This window comes from Nostoc sp. NMS4 (genome assembly GCF_017115095.1).
Taxonomy (GTDB): domain Bacteria; phylum Cyanobacteriota; class Cyanobacteriia; order Cyanobacteriales; family Nostocaceae; genus Nostoc.
Map to the genome: position 1 here is coordinate 30297 of NZ_JABXKI010000229.1, position 20363 is coordinate 50659.

At 40.0% G+C, this 20363-nt stretch carries 16 protein-coding genes; 14 read left to right on the forward strand and 2 right to left on the reverse strand.

Annotated elements, in window-relative coordinates; genetic code table 11:
• The first annotated feature begins 28 nt into the window (after window positions 1-28).
• Window positions 29-1786 carry an eCIS core domain-containing protein gene (locus tag HWQ37_RS20370; RefSeq protein ID WP_292750244.1) on the forward strand — a complete coding sequence of 586 codons (1758 nt, stop codon included), beginning with the start codon at window positions 29-31 and terminating at the stop codon, window positions 1784-1786.
• 165 nt (window positions 1787-1951) lie between these two features.
• Here the strand turns inward: HWQ37_RS20370 and HWQ37_RS20375 are convergent, their stop codons facing one another.
• Window positions 1952-2146 (reverse strand): hypothetical protein, encoded by a 195-nt coding sequence (locus HWQ37_RS20375; protein ID WP_292750247.1) that lies wholly within the window; start codon window positions 2144-2146, stop codon window positions 1952-1954.
• 120 nt (window positions 2147-2266) lie between these two features.
• On the opposite strand from HWQ37_RS20375, the gene HWQ37_RS20380 reads away from it, so the two are divergent.
• The 13 genes from HWQ37_RS20380 (at window position 2267) to HWQ37_RS20440 (ending at window position 17528) form a co-directional block, all read left to right on the forward strand.
• On the forward strand, window positions 2267-2650 hold the full coding sequence (locus tag HWQ37_RS20380) for a papain fold toxin domain-containing protein (protein ID WP_292750250.1): 384 nt from the start codon (window positions 2267-2269) through the stop codon (window positions 2648-2650).
• 24 nt (window positions 2651-2674) lie between these two features.
• A complete protein-coding gene (locus tag HWQ37_RS20385) occupies window positions 2675-3043 on the forward strand; it encodes a hypothetical protein (RefSeq protein ID WP_292750253.1) in 369 nt (122 codons plus the stop codon).
• A gap of 94 nt (window positions 3044-3137) precedes the next feature.
• Entirely contained in the window at window positions 3138-3572 is a 435-nt protein-coding gene (locus HWQ37_RS20390; RefSeq protein ID WP_292750254.1) for a hypothetical protein, read from the forward strand.
• Window positions 3573-3667: 95 nt separating this feature from the next.
• The gene (locus HWQ37_RS20395; protein WP_292750256.1) at window positions 3668-4324 is read left to right on the forward strand and encodes a hypothetical protein; all 657 of its coding nucleotides are present in this window, start codon (window positions 3668-3670) and stop codon (window positions 4322-4324) included.
• A 95-nt stretch (window positions 4325-4419) separates the two neighbouring features.
• Complete coding sequence (locus HWQ37_RS20400) at window positions 4420-4704, forward strand: LysM domain-containing protein (protein WP_292750259.1); 285 nt, start codon at window positions 4420-4422, stop codon at window positions 4702-4704.
• A gap of 120 nt (window positions 4705-4824) precedes the next feature.
• Window positions 4825-5985, forward strand: coding sequence for a phage late control D family protein (locus tag HWQ37_RS20405; RefSeq protein WP_292750262.1), 1161 nt, complete (start codon window positions 4825-4827; stop codon window positions 5983-5985).
• Window positions 5982-6533: a phage baseplate assembly protein V gene (locus tag HWQ37_RS20410; RefSeq protein WP_292750264.1), complete on the forward strand. Its 552-nt coding sequence runs from the start codon at window positions 5982-5984 to the stop codon at window positions 6531-6533. The genes HWQ37_RS20405 and HWQ37_RS20410 overlap by 4 nt, the downstream gene beginning before the upstream one ends.
• Window positions 6533-6937: a GPW/gp25 family protein gene (locus HWQ37_RS20415; protein ID WP_292750266.1), complete on the forward strand. Its 405-nt coding sequence runs from the start codon at window positions 6533-6535 to the stop codon at window positions 6935-6937. Before HWQ37_RS20410 ends, HWQ37_RS20415 begins: the two co-directional genes overlap by 1 nt.
• Window positions 6934-9492 (forward strand): baseplate J/gp47 family protein, encoded by a 2559-nt coding sequence (locus HWQ37_RS20420; protein WP_292750268.1) that lies wholly within the window; start codon window positions 6934-6936, stop codon window positions 9490-9492. The genes HWQ37_RS20415 and HWQ37_RS20420 overlap by 4 nt, the downstream gene beginning before the upstream one ends.
• A complete protein-coding gene (locus HWQ37_RS20425) occupies window positions 9489-12377 on the forward strand; it encodes a putative baseplate assembly protein (RefSeq protein WP_292750270.1) in 2889 nt (962 codons plus the stop codon). Before HWQ37_RS20420 ends, HWQ37_RS20425 begins: the two co-directional genes overlap by 4 nt.
• A complete protein-coding gene (locus HWQ37_RS20430; RefSeq protein ID WP_292750272.1) occupies window positions 12374-14878 on the forward strand; it encodes a hypothetical protein in 2505 nt (834 codons plus the stop codon). Before HWQ37_RS20425 ends, HWQ37_RS20430 begins: the two co-directional genes overlap by 4 nt.
• On the forward strand, window positions 14856-17249 hold the full coding sequence (locus tag HWQ37_RS20435; protein WP_292750274.1) for a DUF6519 domain-containing protein: 2394 nt from the start codon (window positions 14856-14858) through the stop codon (window positions 17247-17249). Before HWQ37_RS20430 ends, HWQ37_RS20435 begins: the two co-directional genes overlap by 23 nt.
• 120 nt (window positions 17250-17369) lie before the next feature.
• The gene (locus HWQ37_RS20440; RefSeq protein ID WP_292750276.1) at window positions 17370-17528 is read left to right on the forward strand and encodes a hypothetical protein; all 159 of its coding nucleotides are present in this window, start codon (window positions 17370-17372) and stop codon (window positions 17526-17528) included.
• A 45-nt stretch (window positions 17529-17573) separates the two neighbouring features.
• Here HWQ37_RS20440 and ppsA read toward each other — a convergent pair whose 3' ends face one another.
• Entirely contained in the window at window positions 17574-20192 is a 2619-nt protein-coding gene (gene ppsA, locus HWQ37_RS20445) for a phosphoenolpyruvate synthase (RefSeq protein WP_292750278.1), read from the reverse strand.
• Window positions 20193-20363 lie beyond the last annotated feature (171 nt).

Sequence of the window (20363 nt, forward strand, 5' to 3'; positions counted from 1 at the left end):
GGCATGTTGAATATTGAGGAATGAAACCATGACTAGTAAAAGAATTGCCCAAACTAATCAGCAGCAAAAAAGTGAGACATCCGAGGCGAGTGGAATTTTACAGCGTGCTGCCGTTCGTTCTGTTTCAGATACAGAGGTGCAATCAACAGATGATTTAGAAGCACAGCCATTAAGTAATTCAGCTTTATCAAAAGACTTTAGCCGAGTGCCTATCAACACAACTAAACCACAGCCGATTATGGCGAAGCTAATGATTGGCGCAGTGGGGGATAAATACGAACAGGAAGCGGATCGGGTAGCGGCGCAGGTGGTGCAGCGAATAAATGCACCTGCGTCTGTGCAGTCAGGTGAAGATGGAACTGTTCAGCGAGAGGAGATGGAGACAAAAGATAACCAAGCAAGACTGATGCGATCACCAATATTACAGCGTAAGTCTAGTGATGGTGGGATTGTAGCTACGCCCAACCTGGAAACTTCCATCAATCAGGCAAAAGGTGGTGGACAGTCCCTCGCTAACAATATTCGTCACCCTATGGAGCAAGCGTTTGGGGCTGATTTTAGTGGAGTAAAGATTCACACAGATACTCAGGCAGACCAGTTGAATCAATCGATACAGGCGAAGGCGTTTACCACGGGGCAGGAAGTGTTCTTTCGACAGGGGGCGTATGAGCCAGGGAGCCTTGGGGGGCAGGAATTGTTGGCGCATGAGTTGACCCATGTGGTACAGCAAGAAGGCACGAGGAGGCGAGGAAAAGAGGGTAGAGGAGGGAGTGGACAGGCATCATTAGGAAAGACCGACTTAGTAGACGCGAAGGTAGAGGGAAAAATGCTCCAGGGTACATTCACATATTTAGACAAAAATTATAACAATAAATCCTTGATGTTGGCAGATTTAGATCTAAGGTGGAGGGATCAGCAAGATTTATCGGAAGTCCTGGAGTTTATGAGAATCTCTAATGAAGATTATGGAAAATTTAATAATAAGAAAAACCTTTTAGAGAGGGCAAGGGACATTATTAGAGAAGGTGATGGTGGCGAAAGACATACAGAGTTTCAACAAGACTATTGGATCACAAAATTGACAAAAAAGGGAAAAAACAGTACGGAGATAGCTGATATTCGTACACAAAAAGAAAATAATAAGAATATAGCAAAGGCAAGGACTCTCAAAAACCTGTTCGATGAGGGTGTGCCGAGTTATGTTATACAGCAGCTAAAAACAAAAGCAAAACAGCAATTTCAAAGTAGATTAAAGATATATAAGAGTTGGGATGAGAAAAACGCATTAGGTATCATAGAATGGATGAACAAAAGTGGAAAAAGCTTAGGAGAAAGGATTGAAGCAAAAGAGTTTGACAATAAGTCTACAGAAGAACTGGCCAATATTTTTAATAACGCAGAAAATCCTGTGGTTATGCCGATATCGGGTCATCTGGGAGGAGAATTACAGGCGGAGACTTATGATAATGATAAGCCTAATGGAGATGATAACAAACAGAGAATGCTTGAATTCACACTAAAGCCAGGAGCGGAAGAAATTCTGTTTGATCCTAAAATTATGGCGTTGGGTATGGATACAAGCATAACAAGATTGATAAGAGCAGGGAGAAAGCCATCGCAGGAAGAGTACGCTAAGGCGAACGACAACGAAGGATCGTTAAGTGGATACATAGGAGTCAAACCAGAAAAAAGGGGAGGTGAGTCATTCTCCTTAAGCGTTGGCGGAAACGCAACTAATTTATTGTTTAGTCTCCTAGTTAAAAGCGTTGTTTTGTTGAAATCGTGAATGAATAAGATATCTGCAAAAAAGGGAGCAAAATTGGGGAATGGAAGGAGTGATATCTCCACTCTCGTAGTGACTGTCTTAAAAGTCAAGCGATCGCCCACGCATAAATATTGATGAACGTGCGAACGCGCTATTATTTACTGGTTCAACCTGACCTCAAAGCGATCACTCATGTATGAAGGTTGATGAACGTGCGATCGCGTCATATTCAAAGTTCTTGTAGTGACAGTGTAAAAAGATAATGCGATCGCCTAATATCATGTTCGGATGAATATTAACACACTGTCCATTCTCACTCAAAATGCGATCGCTCATGTAGGAGGTTTGATTTGGTGCCGCAGCTACGCCCGTCGTAGACATCGCCTCATCTGACAAACTCTTGTAGTGACAGTGTAAAAAGATAATGCGATGCTCATGGATAATGGTTGATAAAGTGCGATCGCTCAGAGGCTATAATAAAACCAAGTTTTTGTTCAGGAGGTGCTTTGCCTGACAGAACCCCTAGACGATGCAGCCATTGCAGAACTTTACGAAGCCATAGGCAATATTGTCATCCGATTTCCTCTGCTTCACTGTTTGGAATGTGCTGGTACGCTCAAAAGATGGCTCAAAAAACGTGGATTACCGGGAAAACTTTGGCGAATTTCCACCCGATACGACCATGAAGATTTTATCCTCAGCGATCGCCTCGAACAACAAGGTTGCTCTGAAAGTATTACTGAAAATGGTGTTCACTATGGTGTTGAAGTCTATGGAAAAATCTTTGACAACCTTTCAAGGCTTGGACTTTCACCAGAAAATTGGGTTAAAGATTTTCCCTCTCTATCTAATGAATTTGTTGCTGAAGTGATTGAAGAGTTTTAGAGATGCGATTTGATGGAGCTAAGAATGAGTACGTTATTTGAGCTACTGGAAAAAATCAAAAGCAAACCAGGGTTATTCCTGGGAACAGCCTCCATTACAAATCTGCGAATGTTTATTCTTGGCTATCGCTTTGCGCGATCGGAAGTAGGTATCACTAATACTGAAGCCGAAAGTGACTTTTACAAAAACTTCCAACCCTGGCTGCAAAACCGCTTATCAATCCGTACTGTTAACGCTTGGGACAAAATCATTTTGCTCACCTGTATTGATGAGAAAGCAGCGTTTGATTATTTTTTTCAACTTCTGGATGAGTATATTCAACGAGACAAAAGCCAAGATATCGATCCAATTTTGTCTGAATCAACCGCACAAAATACTGAAAAGGTGGCATGAAGTGCGTAGGTGCATCACCCTCTCCATTCTGACTATAGATAAAAGTGCGATCGCTAGATAACAAACTCGACGATATACCCTCACCAAAAAGCTGATGTTAGACTTTATTCTCATCACTGGCGATCAAGCTATGTTCAACCCTACCTTTGCCAAAGCAATAGTTGTAGTGCGTCCTGGTGTCTTAAGTGGTACTAGTAAAGCAACAGTTAACAAAAAGAAGATTTGCGTTGTTGGTGACGAGAAAAAAGTTATGGTTCCTGGTTGTTCTTATACGAGTCCGCCCTTTCTCACACCAGGCATTGGAATACTTTCCATTCAATCCTTAGCCATCAATCAAAGAGCCAGAAAAGTTAAATCTATCCGAAAAGCAGTATTGCTTAAAGGTACTGCCTTCGTAGCGAGATTTAAAGTTATCATGCCAGCTGAGATACCACCAACACCAGTATCACCAGCAATACCAGACCCAATGCGCTTCTATCCTGGCACGGGATATTTTACTACTACAAATACAACAACAAAAGGTACTTAATAAATGAAGTTGGAAGTCGGAAATTGGAAGTATAAATGCATAATATTTCGGTTGTTAAATCTGTTACTGAATTGAAATGATTTAGGAATAATTTTATGTCTCACTTTCCCGGTGCGCCAAAGTTATTAAAAGCAACAATTGCCGTCCTTGATGCTGTTAGTTTTTTGCCCAAAGGATTGATTATACTGCAATACAATCCAGAAACACTCAGACGCACTTTACAGGTACGAGGTGCGGGTACTGAAGGAAGCGATCGCTTAGAAGCTTTGCGTCTAGTTGCACCACCGCTAGAGACAATTCAACTAGAGGCGGAAATTGACGCTACAGACCAACTGGAATTTCCGGCAAAAAATCCCGATACAGTGTTATTTGGCATATACCCTCAATTAGCAGTCCTAGAAACGCTGATCTATCCTAAAAGCAGCCAAATCAAGAAAAACAATCAACTTGCTCGCACGGGTGTTTTAGAAATCTTACCAATTGAGGCCAATCTCACTGTATTTATATGGAGCTTAAATCGTGTAATGCCAGTACGCCTATCTGAGTTCAGCATTACCGAAGAAGCATTCGATTCCAGACTAAATCCCATTCGTGCCAAAGTCAGTTTAGGTATGCAAGTATTAAGCACAAATGATTTGAGATTCGACCATAAAGGTAGTAAGTTATTCCAAGTTTATCACAAGCAAAAAGAGATTTTAGCTAAGGTTAACACGGCTGCAAGTGTTATCAAGACAGTTGCTTCTTTATTATGAGTTTAGCTATTAACAACCATGAATTATTTTACCTGTAAGGTTCTCAAAAATATCTCAGTAAATATAGATTTTTAGTTGTAAGATAAAAGAGTAAAATGTTTAATGAAAGCAGTCGCTACTACGATACAAAAATTGCCACCTGGCAAACAGCATCAAATCAAACTATCAGTTATCTCCGGCGAAGATTTTTACCGTCATCACAGAGGTTTGAAATTCTTCAAGAACATCAAGTCAGCGAAGGCGATCGCCTAGATAATATCACTGCAAATTATCTTCATGACCCGGAAGTTTTTTGGCATTTATGCGATGCTAACAACGCTATGCACCCTAACGAATTGACTGCCCAAATTGGTCGGCGACTGCGTATTCCTCTAATCTAAAAAGATTCACTTCTGCCAACTTACAAAAGGAACTATTATTTCACCAGCATAGTAACAGATCGTAAACCACCAATAGCCAATTTTTGATTAATTACGAATTACGAATTACGAATTAGTATTATGCCCGACTCAGATATTCGCCTAAAACTCATGATTGGTAGCACCATACCAAAACCCGCGCCTTATGAAGTAATAGACGCGCTGATAGACTTAGAAGTGACTCAGCAAGACCGCGATCGCAGTGGCTTTCAAATGACCTTTAGCTTGAGTAAAGAATTAAAAAATTTCTCAGATTATTGGTTAATCCGAAAAGGTCTTTTGAATCCTCCCAATCGAATTGTTATTCAAGTTATAGTTAATGTCAAAGTCGGTGTAAGCCGCAGTATTCAAAGCCCTATATTAATTGACGGCATTATTACCGATCATCAAATTGCACCGAGTAATCAACCAGGGGAATCAAGATTAATAGTTACTGGTGAAGATGTTAGTCTGATGCTTGATCTGGAAGATAAAAATGAAACTTACCTCAACTTATCTGATTCTAAAATTGTTAAGCAAATTTTAAATAAATACAAAGTTAAATATGGGCTGACGTTAGATGTAGAAGATACTACTAAAGATTTTTCATTCAAAAAAGAAGAACAAATTACCACTCAGCAGAGTACAGACTTACAGTTTATTCAGAAACTAGCTCAACGTAATAGTTTTATTTTTGAAATCAAGCCCGATAAAACTCCTGGTAAAAATATTGCTTATTGGGGTGAGGAAAAAAAGAAAGTTACTCCTTATCAACCAGCATTGTCAATGAATATGGGGGCGTTTACTAATGTAGATTCATCGATAAGTTTCAATTTTAACGCTCTAGAATCTATTAAACCAGAAGCATCAATTAGCGATGAAAAGAGTGGAGCATCAATTTCGATTAAGGTTCCTAAATCGCCCGGTCAAGCTTTAGCTAACAAGCCGGCTAAATCATTACGAACAGAGATACTACGTTGCACCAATAAACTCGAAAAAATCCTAGCGCAAAAGGAAACCGAATTATTGGCTAGCCGTTCCCAGGAAAATGCTGTAACTGCTTCTGGGGAAGTAGATACTGTTCGCTACGGTTATGTCTTAGAAGTGCGTCAATTGGTGGGAGTGCGGGGTGTGGGAAAAACTTACGGCGGTTATTATTACGTCAAACAGGTAACGCATCGCATCAAACGTGGTGAATATAAACAAAGTTTTACTTTGAAACGTGAAGGACAAGGAGCAACAATTCAAATGTTAAAAGTATGAACCAATCAAAACTTGATATTTGTGGAAGTATTAATCAACAAAGACTTTCTTTTTACGGCAAATACCGAGGCGTAGTATTTGACAATAATGACCCGTGGAAGCTCGGTCGCGTACAGGCAAAAGTGGAAGAAATTTTTGGCAATGATCCTAGCGGTTGGGCATTGCCTTGCGTTCCCTATGCAGGTCAAGGAGTTGGGTTATTCTTGATTCCACCCAAAGGTGCTTTAGTGTGGATGGAGTTTGAAAACGGAGATCCAGATTACCCAATTTGGAGTGGCTGCTTTTGGGCAGATGAAAAGGTTCCAAATATAGTACCAGCTAATCCTTATGACCCAGAAACTAAGGTACTTAAAACCGATATTGGTAAGATTGAAATCAATGATAAACAAGGTAAGCAAAGCATAACTATTGAAGCCAAGATTGGGAAGCAAACTATGACAATTGTGATGAATAGTTCGGGAATTGAAATCAACAACGGAAGCAATGCCACTGTGAATCTGAATGGTAAGAAGGTATCGATTAATAACTTTGATTTGGAGGTGACTTAATGCCAGAATATCTCGTAAATCTTCCCAGGCAGAGGAATGTCATCAACATCGATTTTCCCTTCCACTTTGATAGATATCATCACACTGCCAGCACCAGCGATGAAAATCAACATATCCGCGACTTAATTGAACAACTACTGTTTACTACTCCTGGCGAACGAGTCAACCGCCCAGATTTTGGTAGTGGTGTATTGTCTTTGATTTTTGCACCCAATAGCGCGGAACTAGCAACAGCTATGGAAATTAGTATTCAAGCATCTATTGAGCAATGGTTGGGTGATTTAATCGATCTGCAAGCTTTGCAAGTAACAAGTGTTGATTCCAGCCTTTATATAGTAGTGGAGTATTTTGTGCAGAGTTCTGGGGAGACACAAACAGCTAGTTTTAGGACGACTGTACCATGAACAGCCACACCCTTACTTTTCAAAACGAACAGCGCCGCCAAGAAATTCGTAGGCAAAGAAAAAACGGGCTAGATTATGTAGAAGTTAGCGATGATTTGCGATCGCGTAGCGGCTCCTTTGGAGCATCGCTATATGTCTACTTTTTAGGTTCAATTCCAGAAAACCTAAAAAAAGAAAATCTGTGTATTGAAGGCGGCCAGCGCATCCGCCATCTTCATGTGACTAGTTTACAGGTAGAAAGTCCCCAAAATTGTGAAGGTTACTTAACAGTTAATCTTGACCAAACTGGCGATTTCTCTGTGTATACTTTGCGCTTGGTGTCATTAAATGAACAGGGCAAACCCACAAAGCAACCATATCCCAATTTTGACCCGCGCTACTCCCAAGTAGAATTTAAATTCCGAGATGGGATATGTAACACTGACATGGATTGCTTGGAACAGCAAACTCGTCCGCCAACACAATTAGTTGAACCAGCTATCAACTATTTGGCGAAAGATTATGCGAGTTTTCGTCACTTAATTTTAGATCGCCTCTCCCTAGTCATGCCGGATTGGGAAGAACGTCACGTTCCCGATTTAGGAATTACTTTAGTAGAAGTTCTCGCTTATGTTGGCGATTATCTCAGCTACTATCAGGACGCTGTAGCCACCGAAGCTTATCTAGAAACTGCCCGTCAACGGATTTCTGTCCGCCGTCATGCCCGCCTGATCGATTATCCCATGCATGAAGGTTGTAATGCACGTACTTGGTTGTGGCTGGAGACAAGTATTGATACTTCCCTGGAAACAAAAAATTTCTACTTTATTACTAATTATAAAAACGCGCCTCCCCTTGGCACTATCCTAGAAGATATTCGCCACCTAGATGATGTTCCTCCTAACAGTTATGAAGTTTTTGAACCGCTAACGTCCTTACCGATTCATCTCTACAACGCTCATAACAAAATCCTATTTTATACTTGGGGCGATGCTTCATGCTGTCTTCCTCCTGGTTCTACAACCGCTACATTAGTGGATGAATTTATACCCACACAACCAGAGAAGGCAAATTCCTCTTCCCAACTTGAACATCAGCGAAAATTGCATCTGAAAATTGGTGACATCCTAATTTTTGAAGAAATTAGAAGCCCGAAAACAGGTATCTCCGAAGATGCGGCGATGAAAAATCGCCATGCAGTACGCTTGATAAATGTCAAGGCAAGTGTAGACGAACTTTACAATCAGCCAATTGTAGAAATTGAGTGGGGAGAAGAAGACGCATTGACTTTTCCTCTTTGTATTTCGGCAATAGTACCACCAGATTGTCAGCTAGTTGATATTAGTGTTGCCAGAGGCAATGTGATTCTAGTCGATCATGGACGGACTATTGAACGGGAGGAAGATTTAGGAACTGTACCGGGAAAAGAGATAATTCACGAGTGCGAAGAGGAAGGCGAACCTAGAGAAATTTTAGTAGTTGGCGATCGCTTTCGTCCTACCTTGCAAAAAACGCCTTTAATTTTCAGTCAACCTCTGTCCACAAAAAACCTCACCCAAGATGCTAAGAGTCTCCTAATTCAAGACCCCCAGCAAGCATTACCGCAAATCCAACTTAGGAGTACTGGAAATCACTCTACTTGGACTCCCCAATACGACCTCATAGACAGCAACAACGAAGATCGACATTTTGTTGTAGAAATGGACAACGATGGACAAGCTCATTTGCGTTTTGGAGATGGTGAATTAGGAATTAAACCAGCAGCCAATACTAACTTTCACGCAACCTATCGAGTCGGTAATGGACTTGCAGGTAATATTAGTGCTGAAGCGATTTCTTATATCGTTTTTCATGATGTTTTCAATAGTGGTTCGACATTGCAGCCACACCAGCCTTTCCCCGCTATCGGTGGGACAGCACCCGAACCTCTATCTCAGGTGAAATTATATGCACCACATCTATCTCATGAAAAATTAGAGCGTGCTATTACTCCTGATGATTATGCAGAATTAGTAATGCAACATTTCCCGACAAAAGTGCAACAAGCCACCGCCGTCTTACGCTGGACAGGTAGTGGGTATGAAGTCTGGGTTACAGTAGATCCCTTCAACAAAGAAACGGTAGATCGCAAATTACTGCAAAATATTACCACAGACCTCAAAAAATATCGTCGCATTGGTCATGATGTCATCGTTCAACAAGCAGCCTACGTTTGTTTAAATATAGCGATGAGAGTTAATGTCAAATCTGACTATTTACGCGGTCATATCAAAGCTGCTTTGCTGGATATTTTCAGTAACCGCATTTTACCTGATGGTCGGCGTGGTTTTTTCCATCCCGATAACTTGACTTTTGGGCAAGGAATTGCATTAAGTCAGATTGTAGCGATCGCTTCTACTATTCCAGGCGTTGAAAGTGTCTCTATAACTAAGTTAGAACGTCTTTTTGCAAATTCCAATCAGGAGATTGAAGCAGGTTTTTTACCCATTGGTTCTTCGGAAATTGCCCGACTCGACAACAACCCAAACTTCCCTGAAAACGGTAAATTTACACTCGATTTGCGAGGTGGTAGATGAAATTAAGTTGTAGCTGTAACTGTCATAACTATAAATCAAGCGATCGCTCTAGCTGTGGTTGCTGTGAAGGTGTCGAAATTCTCACTCCCACATCGGTAGTTAATCAACCTGGTTTGTATACCCTAGCTTATCGAGTTGGAACTCATGCTAGCTTTTACGAGACAATGAAAGCGCGTCTGGGTGATAGCAAATTTCCCTCACTCAAACATTTAAAAACCCGTGATCCTCAAGACACGTCTTTAGCTCTACTAGATGCTTGGGCTACTGTCGCAGACGTTCTAACATTTTATCAGGAACGCATAGCCAATGAAGGTTACTTACGCACTGCGATCGAGCGACGTTCTTTAGTAGAATTAGCTCGATTAGTAGACTATGCACATAGTCCCGGTGTCAGCGCCAGCGTTTATTTAGCTTTTACCCTAGAAGATGGTTACAATTTGGAAATTCCTGTTGGTTTGAGTAGCCAGAGTATACCTGATTCTGACGAATCGCCGGAATTTTTTGAAACATCCGAAAAACTGCGAGCTTATGCCCAGTTGAATCAACTTAAGCCCCGGATGAGTCAACCGCAACAAGTTAATTCAACAACCGTTACTGAAATTGATCAGCTTTATTTAGATGGTATAAATGCGAATCTCAAACCTAACGATCCACTTTTACTGATCTTTGGTGATGCTAAACAAGTCATTCACAAAGTTCAAATTATTGAGCCTCAACCAGATGAAAACCGGACAAAAGTTACATTACAATTACCAGCAAAAGTTACACAAAAATTAACTAATAAAGATTCAGTAAATACAATAGAACAAAGAATAAAACAATTAATTAAACTGCCATCCTTACAACCTGCGAATGCTCTAGAACTGGAGCGGACAAAACAACAAATCTTCGATCCCGAAAATATTGATATGAATTTTCGGTTAATTAATAATACTTTAAATCCTGCTTCAAACACAGCAATATATCAAATTTTAACCAGTAATCAAGTTAATTCTACTAATCAATTAAATCGAATTGAGGTTTTAGGAATCAAAGCTGCACCTTTCGGACACGACGTAGCTTTGAAGCCGATTTTTGACCAGCAAGGGCGAATTGAAAAATACGAAGAATGGCAAATTGCAGATGTAAATGAGGCAACATCAAGCTCCTCTAGCACACTACCATCTGAATTACGAAATATCTTAGCCTTAGATGCCCAATATGATGAAATTACACCTGGGAGTCGCCTAGCGATTGAACGGGTGGATGTTAATAAAATTGAGGTTTATCAAGTAATAAAAGTTGAAAATGTCTCTAAAATTGCCTATAGCATAGTAGGAAGAATTACCCAACTAACTTTAGATAAACCTTGGTTAAAAGAACAGGATATATCTTTAGATGTCATGCGTAAAACCACAGTGTATCTCAAGAGTGAAGATTTGAATTTGGTGGAAAAACCAGTTGACCTAAAAGATGCACCAAGCGATCAAAATTATATATCTGACCAGATGGAAATTGAACTAGACAACCTCTACGAAAATCTCCAACCGGGACGTTGGTTAATTATCTCTGGCGAACGCAGTGATATATCCGATGTCGATGATGTGTGGGCTAGCGAAGTTGTCATGCTGGCCGGGGTGAGACAAGATATATGTGCGAATTTATCCAATGACAAACCCCATACATTCCTGAAATTTGCTAGACCTTTAGCTTATTCTTACAAACGAGAGACTGTTACTATCTATGGCAACGTAGTCAAAGCCACTCATGGCGAGACTCATACTGAAATACTGGGCAGTGGTGATGGTACTAAAGCAAATCAACAATTTACTCTATCACTATCGCCCCTTACCTATCTACCAGCACCTATCCCTAGTGGCGTTGCTAGCACCTTAACCTTAGAAGTATATGTTAATGATGTCCGTTGGCAAAAAGTAGAAAATTTGATTGACTTAAGTCCAACAGACCGCGCCTATATCACCCACACTGATAGTGATGGCAATACAACTATTATCTTTGGCAATGGTGAACATGGAGCTAGATTGCCTAGTGGGATTGAAAATGTCAAAGCAATCTACCGCACTGGCACTGGCAAAAGTGGTAACGTTGCAGCAGAAAAAATTAACCAGCTAGCAATGCAACCTCTAGGTTTGAGTGGCGTACTCAACCCAATAGCAGCAACAGGAGGCGCAGACCCAGAAAGCGATTATGAAATACGCCGCAATGCACCCGTTAGCATAACATCTCTCAACCGTGCAGTTTCCGTACAGGATTATGCCAATTTTGCCCGTACCTTTACTGGAATTGGCAAATCAAATGCTCAACGTCTTTCAAATGGTTCGGATCAAATTCTGCATATTACCATCGCTGGGGCTGATGATATCCATATTGATAGAAATTCAGATTTATATCGTAGTTTCGTACAAGCATTATACCAGTTTGGCGACCCATATCAGTCACTAAAAATAGATATGCGGGAACTAATGCTGTTAATTATCAGCGCCAATGTGCGAATTTTAGCAAATTATCAATGGTCATCTGTAGCATTAGAAATTCGCACTGCTTTGTTTGATAAATTTAGCTTTGAAAATCAGGAACTAGGAGAAGATATTGTCCTCAGTGGAGTTATCAGCACGATTCAACAAGTACCTGGCGTAGACTACGTGGATGTAGATATTTTAGATAGCGTTTCCGAAACTGAAGCCCAAAATCCAGACATTTTAAATACCAAACTTAAAGAACTGGCAAAAGTAGGCAGCACTGGTGGAAATGGACAACCAAAACAATGGATTCCTGTAAACTTGGCTGTTTTTGATTCAACAACAAACCAACTTTTTCCGGCTCAATTAGCTATTCTCAGCCCGAAAGTGCCAGATACACTAATTCTAAAGGAGTTGAAATCATGAGCAATTCCCCAGACCGTCTTTATGAACTGTTGCCAGCCGTTTACCGCATACGCGATGCAGAACTTGGCTATCCTCTACGGGATTTATTACGTGTCATTGCCGAACAAGTAGATATTGTTGAAACAGATATTACTCAACTTTATGAAAACTGGTTTATTGAAACTTGCCAAGATTGGGTAGTACCATACATTGGTGATTTAATTGGTTATCAAAGCGTTCGCGGTTCTGGTACAAAACAGCAAGATAACAAGATTTTAAATCCCCGTCGGGAAGTAGCAAATACTATTCGCTATCGACGGCGCAAGGGGACGCTAGCTTTGTTGGAATTGCTGGCTGATAAAGTCGCTGGCTGGCCGGTACGAGTTATAGAATTTGATCGGCTAGTTAGTAAAACACAGCATATTAATCACCTACATTCGTCAATTTCAACAACAGTAAATCTGCGTCAGGTGGATGAAGTTGCAAAGTTAAATAGCCCATTCGATGAATTAGCTCATACAGTAGATATCCACAAGATTTCCTCACAAGATCAACCGGGAAAGTATAATACTCCAAATATTGGTATTTTTGTTTGGCGATTAAAAGCTTATTCCATGACTTTCACGCCAGCTTTTTGTTTGGAAGAAGTTAGTTCTAACTGTTATACATTTAGTATTACGGGTAACGACACTCCGCTTTACACTCGTCCCCAATTAGCAAAAGATGCAACCAAAATTGATTGTGAATTAAATTTACCTATTCCCATTCAACGGCAAGTTTTGCAATCTCACAAAAGCGATTATTTTGATTCAAACCCAAATCCCGAAGAATTTACCAAAAGTTTGCAAATTTGGAAAGGTGTTGGTTTAAAACAGCATCCAATCTCTCCAGAGCAAATTATTATTACCAATCTTAGCGATTGGAATTATCAACCAGAGCAAGACTACATAGCAGTTGACCCAGAATTAGGGCGAATGATTTTTCCGATTCGCCAGTTACCAAAAAATGGTGTTTGGGTTTCTTATCATTATGGTTTCAGTGCTGATATTGGTGGTGGCGAATATGACCGAACTTTGTTAGATTCTACGGCACATTTTTTACTTGATGTTGGTGATATTCAAGAGCCAGCAATTTTTAACTCTCAGCAAGATGCTTCTGCATTATCTGAGTTTTTGCGATCGCAATTTTCCAGTAATACCCAAAGGCTTTTGGATGCCTACACCAGTCCTCCTCCCGAACCGGCTTTAATTGCAGCTTTACTCCCAGAGCTAAATCAACTACTTTTAGGTGAAAGCCTTTATAATAAACAACGTTTTGCATCTATCACCTTGAGTGCCAAAACTAAACGTTTGGTTCAGCAAAATCTCCAAGGGAAAGAACTGATTCGCTGTAATCGGTTGCTATTAGAAGAAGCTTTTCCATCTCAAATCAGAAAGCATTATGCTCATTACAGCGTCAGTCAAACTTCACGAGGGTATTATCAAACTATTACTGAAGCAATCTCACAGTGGCAGCGAGATAAACCCCATAATGCTGTAATTGAAATTATTGATAGTGGTGTTTATGTAGAACGAATTAATATTGAACTGGAGAAAAATCAAAGTCTGCAATTACGCGCAGCTAACCACAAGCGTCCAGTGATACGCATTCTCGATTGGAGAACTTCTTTAGGTGATGCTTTAAATGTTACAGTCGAGTCAGGAAGTTGCTTTGTTCTCGATGGTTTATTGATTACTGGTCGGGGAGTGCATATAGAAGGTAATCTCACTGATTCTATTGTGCAAAAACCAGTTGCGATTATTATCCGTCATTCTACATTAGTACCTGGTTGGTCATTACATTGTGACTGCGAACCCAGACGTTCTAGCGAGCCAAGTTTGGAGTTATTTAATATCAATGGATGTGTAGCGATCGCACACAGTATTATTGGCTCCATTCAGGTTAACCAAGATGAGCTAGAGGCTGACCCTTTACCCATAAATATTAGCGATAGCATTATAGATGCTATCAGTATAGAAGGTGAAGCGATCGGTGCAGTGGGTTATTCTATAGCCCATGTGCGGTTGACTATTGCACGTTGTACAGTCATTGGTCAGATTCAAGTACATGCAATTGATTTAGCAGAAAACAGTATTTTTAACGGCATTATATTCGTTGCTCGTCGCCAACAAGGTTGTATCCGTTTCTGCTATGTGATGCCCAACTCACGCACACCACGTCGATATAATTGTCAACCGGATTTAGTCGAGCAGATGGTTAGACAAAAAACAGAACTGATAGACGCGGAACAACTTTTCCCTAATCGCGTACAACCTCAATTCAACAGTACACGCTATGGCACACCTACTTACTGTCAGTTAGCCTCAACCTGTGCTGAGGAAATCAAACGTGGTGCTGATGATGAATCAGAAATGGGTGCTTTTCATAATTTATATCAGTCTCAAAAAGAGGCTAACTTACGCATCCGTCTAGACGAATATACACCTGCTAATACTGAAATTGGCATTATTTACACTAGCTAAAGAGGATTTTATGCAAGGAGAATTTAGAGGCGATTTTACTCGTGATACCTACGACAAGAGCAAGCATTTCTTGCGGGTATTAATGCAACAAGGTCGAGTGCAATTAGATGCAGACTTTAACGAACAAACATCGATTTTATTGAATCGTCTGCAAACTTTAGCCAAAGATGTATTTGGACTACAAGGTGGGCCAGAACAGAATTGTGGTTTTGAATTTATTGCCACTGAGGAGCAGATTAATAATATTAATAATATCAATGAGCAAGAAAAACAGAAATTAAAGCAACTGCTCCAATCTGAAAAGTATTTAATTGGCAAAGGCAACTATTATGTAGATGGCATACTTTGTGAAAATGAGGAATTTGTATCTTATTTTCACCAGCCAGATTTTGCGCGGGAAGTTGTAGATCCTTGTAAAGTGCAATTAAATGGAGCCACATATCTTGCTTATCTTGATGTTTGGGAACGACATATAACCCCGATTGAAGATCGTGACGATCGCAAAATTAATATTCGTGAAGTTGCTTTAGGGGGAGCGGATACTGCAACTCGATCTAAGTTAGTTTGGCAAGTCAAGCTGAAACAATTAAAAGATAATCAAGATATTGAAACGGTTGCCAAGCAAGTTACCAAGGATAGCGATTATTTTCAGAGTGTGTTAGGTCAAGAATTATTGAAGCCGGGAAAAGGCGAACTTATTGCCAGAATTACAAAGCCTAGTTCTACAGGCATGAACGATCCATGTGTAATTCCGTTTAATTCCAAATTTCGTGGTGCTGAAAACCATCTTTATCGGGCAGAAATTTTTAGAGTTTCCCCTGCTAATAATAATAATCAACTATCATTTGTTTGGTCACGCGAAAATAGCTCAATTGTTTTTCCGATTGTGACATCTACTGAGAACAATTCCTCAGTCCTTGTATTCAAGCTAGAACATTTAGGCAAGGACAAAAATTCTAGTTTATCAGCAGGTGATTGGGTGGAAATCATCGATGATGATTATGTATTGGGAAATAGCGATCGCCAATTACTAAAACTTGAACAAATAGATCGCATTGAGAATCAAGTAATTCTCTCAGGAGATAGCAAAAGCAACACATTGCTTCCAGAAAAGCACCCTCTATTACGCCGTTGGGACTCTGGAGAAGTCAAGGTAAATTTATCTGAGGTGAATAATAAATGGTTTCCGCTTGAGGATGGAATTGAGATTCAATTTCCAGCAGATACTCAAAATAACTTTTATCAAGTCGGTGATTATTGGTTAATTCCTGTGCGGACAGCTACAGGCAATGTAGAATGGCCTAAACGAAAAAATAAAGAAGGAAAATTAGAGCCTCAACCTCAACCACCGCATGGTATAGCTCATTATTATGCACCTCTAGCAGTAATTTTAGGTAATCCTGATAAAGTAATAGTTCATGATTGCCGAAGAAAGATTAGTAGTAAAGATTCTACGACAGTACCTGTTAGCACAAAAGCTAATTCTACAGCGCCAGTTGATACTAAGCAAAATCCTACACAAACAATTAAAGAATTCAACTGCATAATCAATGCTAGCTGGCATCACGATCAAGTTTTGGAAGCGACTCTTGGAAAAGAAGAGGAAAATTCTAGTAATATACCAGACGATCAATTATTTAATTTAAAATCTCAGAAGTTGAAAGATTTATTTACGAAACTAGGTATAGTAATTCAGTTTCAAAAGCCAGTACGGATTGATAGCTTACATAAGAGTAGCGTATCTGTTTTAGCTCATACAGACAATGTATTTAGAGGTGAAGTATTTTATATATTGCCCATGAAGGTTGAACCAGTTCAAGTTAAAAAAGTTGAATCAAAATCTATCCGTTGGGCAATTGGCACTGATGTATTAGATAGTAATGTCAATCTAATTACAGAAGTTGAACCTTTGACAAATCAAAATAACGGCTATACTGAAGCTGTTCGATTAATTACACCTGATGATTGGTCACAAAAAGCCGTTTTTAACCAAAGCAATATATATCAGTTTACTGTACTATTGCATGGTGACTGGATTCTGAATGAAGAACCATTATTTGAAGAAGAAAATTTAAATTTTTCAGGAGATTTAAATAAAGGGATTATTACTGATGCATTACGTCAGCAGTTTCAATTAAAGGAAATTTTGCTTTCTCAAAATATTATTTTGGTTACAGAAAAAGAAAATTTAAAATGGCGCTTAGTCGATGGAGGTAAAGTTTACATCCTTACCAAGGATAACAATAAATTAACAGTTAGCAAGATTCAGGCATTGGATGCCAACAATATTTGGCCTGGTGTCCCTGAACGGTTTAGTGGAAATGGGTCAGAAGGAGGAGACTGGGTTAGTATTATTCATGTAAAAACTTGATAATAGACGAAATCAACGGATTGAAGAGATTTAGAGGTAGTTTGTAACTCCCCTCCTGCCTCCTGCCTCTTAGCCCTCACGAAAAGACTTTTTCAGCAAACCCTAATTAGGGTTTGCTGAATGATTTGGTACTTCATTGGCGATCGCTGTAGATATCGAGCGATCGCCTGTATGAAGGCGTTGTTGCACGAATGGGGAAAAATGGTAAATTTCACTTATTCTTTCCTACCTCTACTTATCAATTTTCATCCCGTTTCTATGGGCGTTGAACCGTCGTAAATTAGCAAAGGTATTGATTTAAAATCCAATTTTGAAATTTTGGCTTTAATATAGGATTTCTACATACCCTTCTGTTCCATTCACCCGGATTCTGTGTCCGTCTTTGATCAGCTTGGTAGCATTCTCCACTCCGACAACTGCTGGTAAGCCATATTCACGTGCGATAACTGCTCCATGTGTCATCAGTCCACCAACTTCGGTCACTAGACCTTTGATGGATACAAACAATGGTGTCCAGCTAGGGTCAGTAAAGGAGGTGACTAATATATCTCCATCTTCTAGATTGGCATCTTCCATGTTTAAGATGACACGTGCTCGTCCCTCTATAACTCCCGAAGAAACAGGTAGACCTATAATGGCTTCGGCTGGGAGATTTTCTCGTTTGTACTCACCTGCAATGATTTCACCGTCAGAGGTGATAACACGTGGGGGAGTTAGTTTTTCATATAATTTGTACTCGTCTTTTCGTTCGCTGATAATCTGGTAATCAAGTTTATTTGTGCATACGACTTCACGAAGTTCTTCAAAAGTGAGATAGTATATATCTTCTTTTTCATGAATAACGCCCGCTTGTACGAGTTGTTCGGCTTCTTTCAGTAAAGCTTTCTTATAAACGAAGTAGCGATTAACTATGCCGTATTTTGGATATTCACGATAACCGATGAAATTCCGGATCAGACTGATCATTCGTTTTGTCTCTTCGGCCTTTTGTTCACCATCCGGTAATTGCTTCAATCGATCTAATAACTCTTGTTCTTTTTTCAAAGCTGACTGTTGCCCTTGCTCAAATTTCCGATTGCTGGCATTAGGCTCAAAGTTTTTGATGTTACTGAGAATCATGGGGACAAGTGTAGTTGGTTTTTCACTCCAACGAGTTTTAGTAATATCGATTTCTCCGGCACATCGCATTCCATATTTGTTGAGATAAGCATAGATAGCGTCTTGGGTTTCCTTTCCACCATTAAACTTAACTAGTTCATCCAAAAAGTTATCATCTTTTACATGTTGTAAATAATCAATTACTTCAGGATAAGGACGAATCACATCTGCGACATCCAATAACGCTAGACCCATAGACGAAGTAATATTGTTTGGCGCAGATTGAGAAAGTATGTCTGCTGCATTTTTCTCACCTAACCATTCCTTCATTTTTTCATTGATCCATGATGAAGCATTCATAGCAGTCATAATCACACCAAAACTTTGTGGATCAAATAAACTCTTCTTTAATTGCTGGATATCTTCCAGAATAAAATCAATTAGATCCGATCCTGATTTCGTTTGGATGTTATGTTTTAAATCGTCTATCGATTTTTGACTACTCTTAATCAGATCGGGAACGATTGTCGGATCGTATTCGATTTGTGTTTGAAAATCCGCAGACGATATACCTTTATTGCTTTTACCAGGACTCAGTTCTTTTTTATCATTTGGTAACGATTTTATAAAATCTTCTCGCTCTATGATGGTCATAAGTGCGTCTTTTATGAGCGGATCGGATTTTCCCAAGACATCTACTATAAATTCTCTTCTAACAGGTGAAGCCAGATCAGGTGTGATATCAACAAACAACCTTCCACCAGCTTTATACATGGGTCGAGCAGCTGTTAACTGGAATAAAGACAATCCCAATGGTTTGATGGGGTCAGTCATCATTTGTTGATGACCGACAGATACATAGACGTGATTTTCCCGATCGCTCGCTTCCGGGATCGGGTATAAAGTAGTGATTGGCCGGCTCTGGACAATATAAAATTTATCATCAACTAAACACCATTCGATGTCCTGGGGGCGACCGAAATGTTCTTCGATCTTTCTGCCCATGCGCTCAAGCTGTAAAATCTGCTCATCCGTCAGCGCTTGCTTGTTCTGTCTCTCAGGTTCAATCTCCTGTTCTTTCGTACCGCCATCTTTTAAAGCGTAAATAGCCAGTTTCTTGGTGGATATCTTCTTATCGATAACCTTGCCGTTACACACTTTATAGATATCAGTATTCACAAGGCCGGAAACTATGGCCTCACCAAGTCCGAAGCTGGCATCAATGGATAACACCTTCCTATTAGAAGTGACGGGATCGGCAGTAAACAAAATTCCTGCCACCTGCGGAAATACCATCTTCTGAACAACCACAGACAGGTGGACTTTACGCTGGTCGAAGCCGTTTTGAAGGCGGTAAATTACTGCCCTCTCGGTAAATAGCGATGCCCAGCACTTGCTGATATGCTGATAGATTGCCTCCTTGCCGATAATGTTCAAATATGTATCCTGCTGGCCTGCAAAAGAGGCCGTTGGTAAATCCTCTGCGGTTGCGCTGGATCGTACTGCATAGGCATTTTTTTCATCAAGCTTGGAGAGGAGACGGGCGATCGCTTCATTAATGTCTTGAGGAATGGCTATCCCTTCGATGAAAGAGCGAATCTCACCGCTAAGTTCACCGATTTTATGTCTGTCTTCCACCTTTAAAAGCGATAACTGCTCGAGTAATTCGTTAATCGACGATGTTTTCCCAATGATTCTTTTAAAGGCTTCAGTAGAAACGCAGAAGCCATCCGGTACGCGGATTCCTTCAATCTTGGAAAGTTCCCCCAGGTTCGCACCTTTACCCCCAATAAGCTTGAGTTTTGTTTTATCAATATCTTGAAAACAAAGCACAAATGAACTCATCAGTTTCGCTCCTTTGGCAATTCATACTTTGCTAATTAACCCTCTTGTGTCACTTTCCGGAAAGTGAAAAGGGTTTTAGGTGAGCATATACATCGGAAGCTGAAAGTATTTAAAATTTTATCGTAAATCAAAGGGTTTAAGACCCCTACCTCTACAGGTAGCATCATTTTC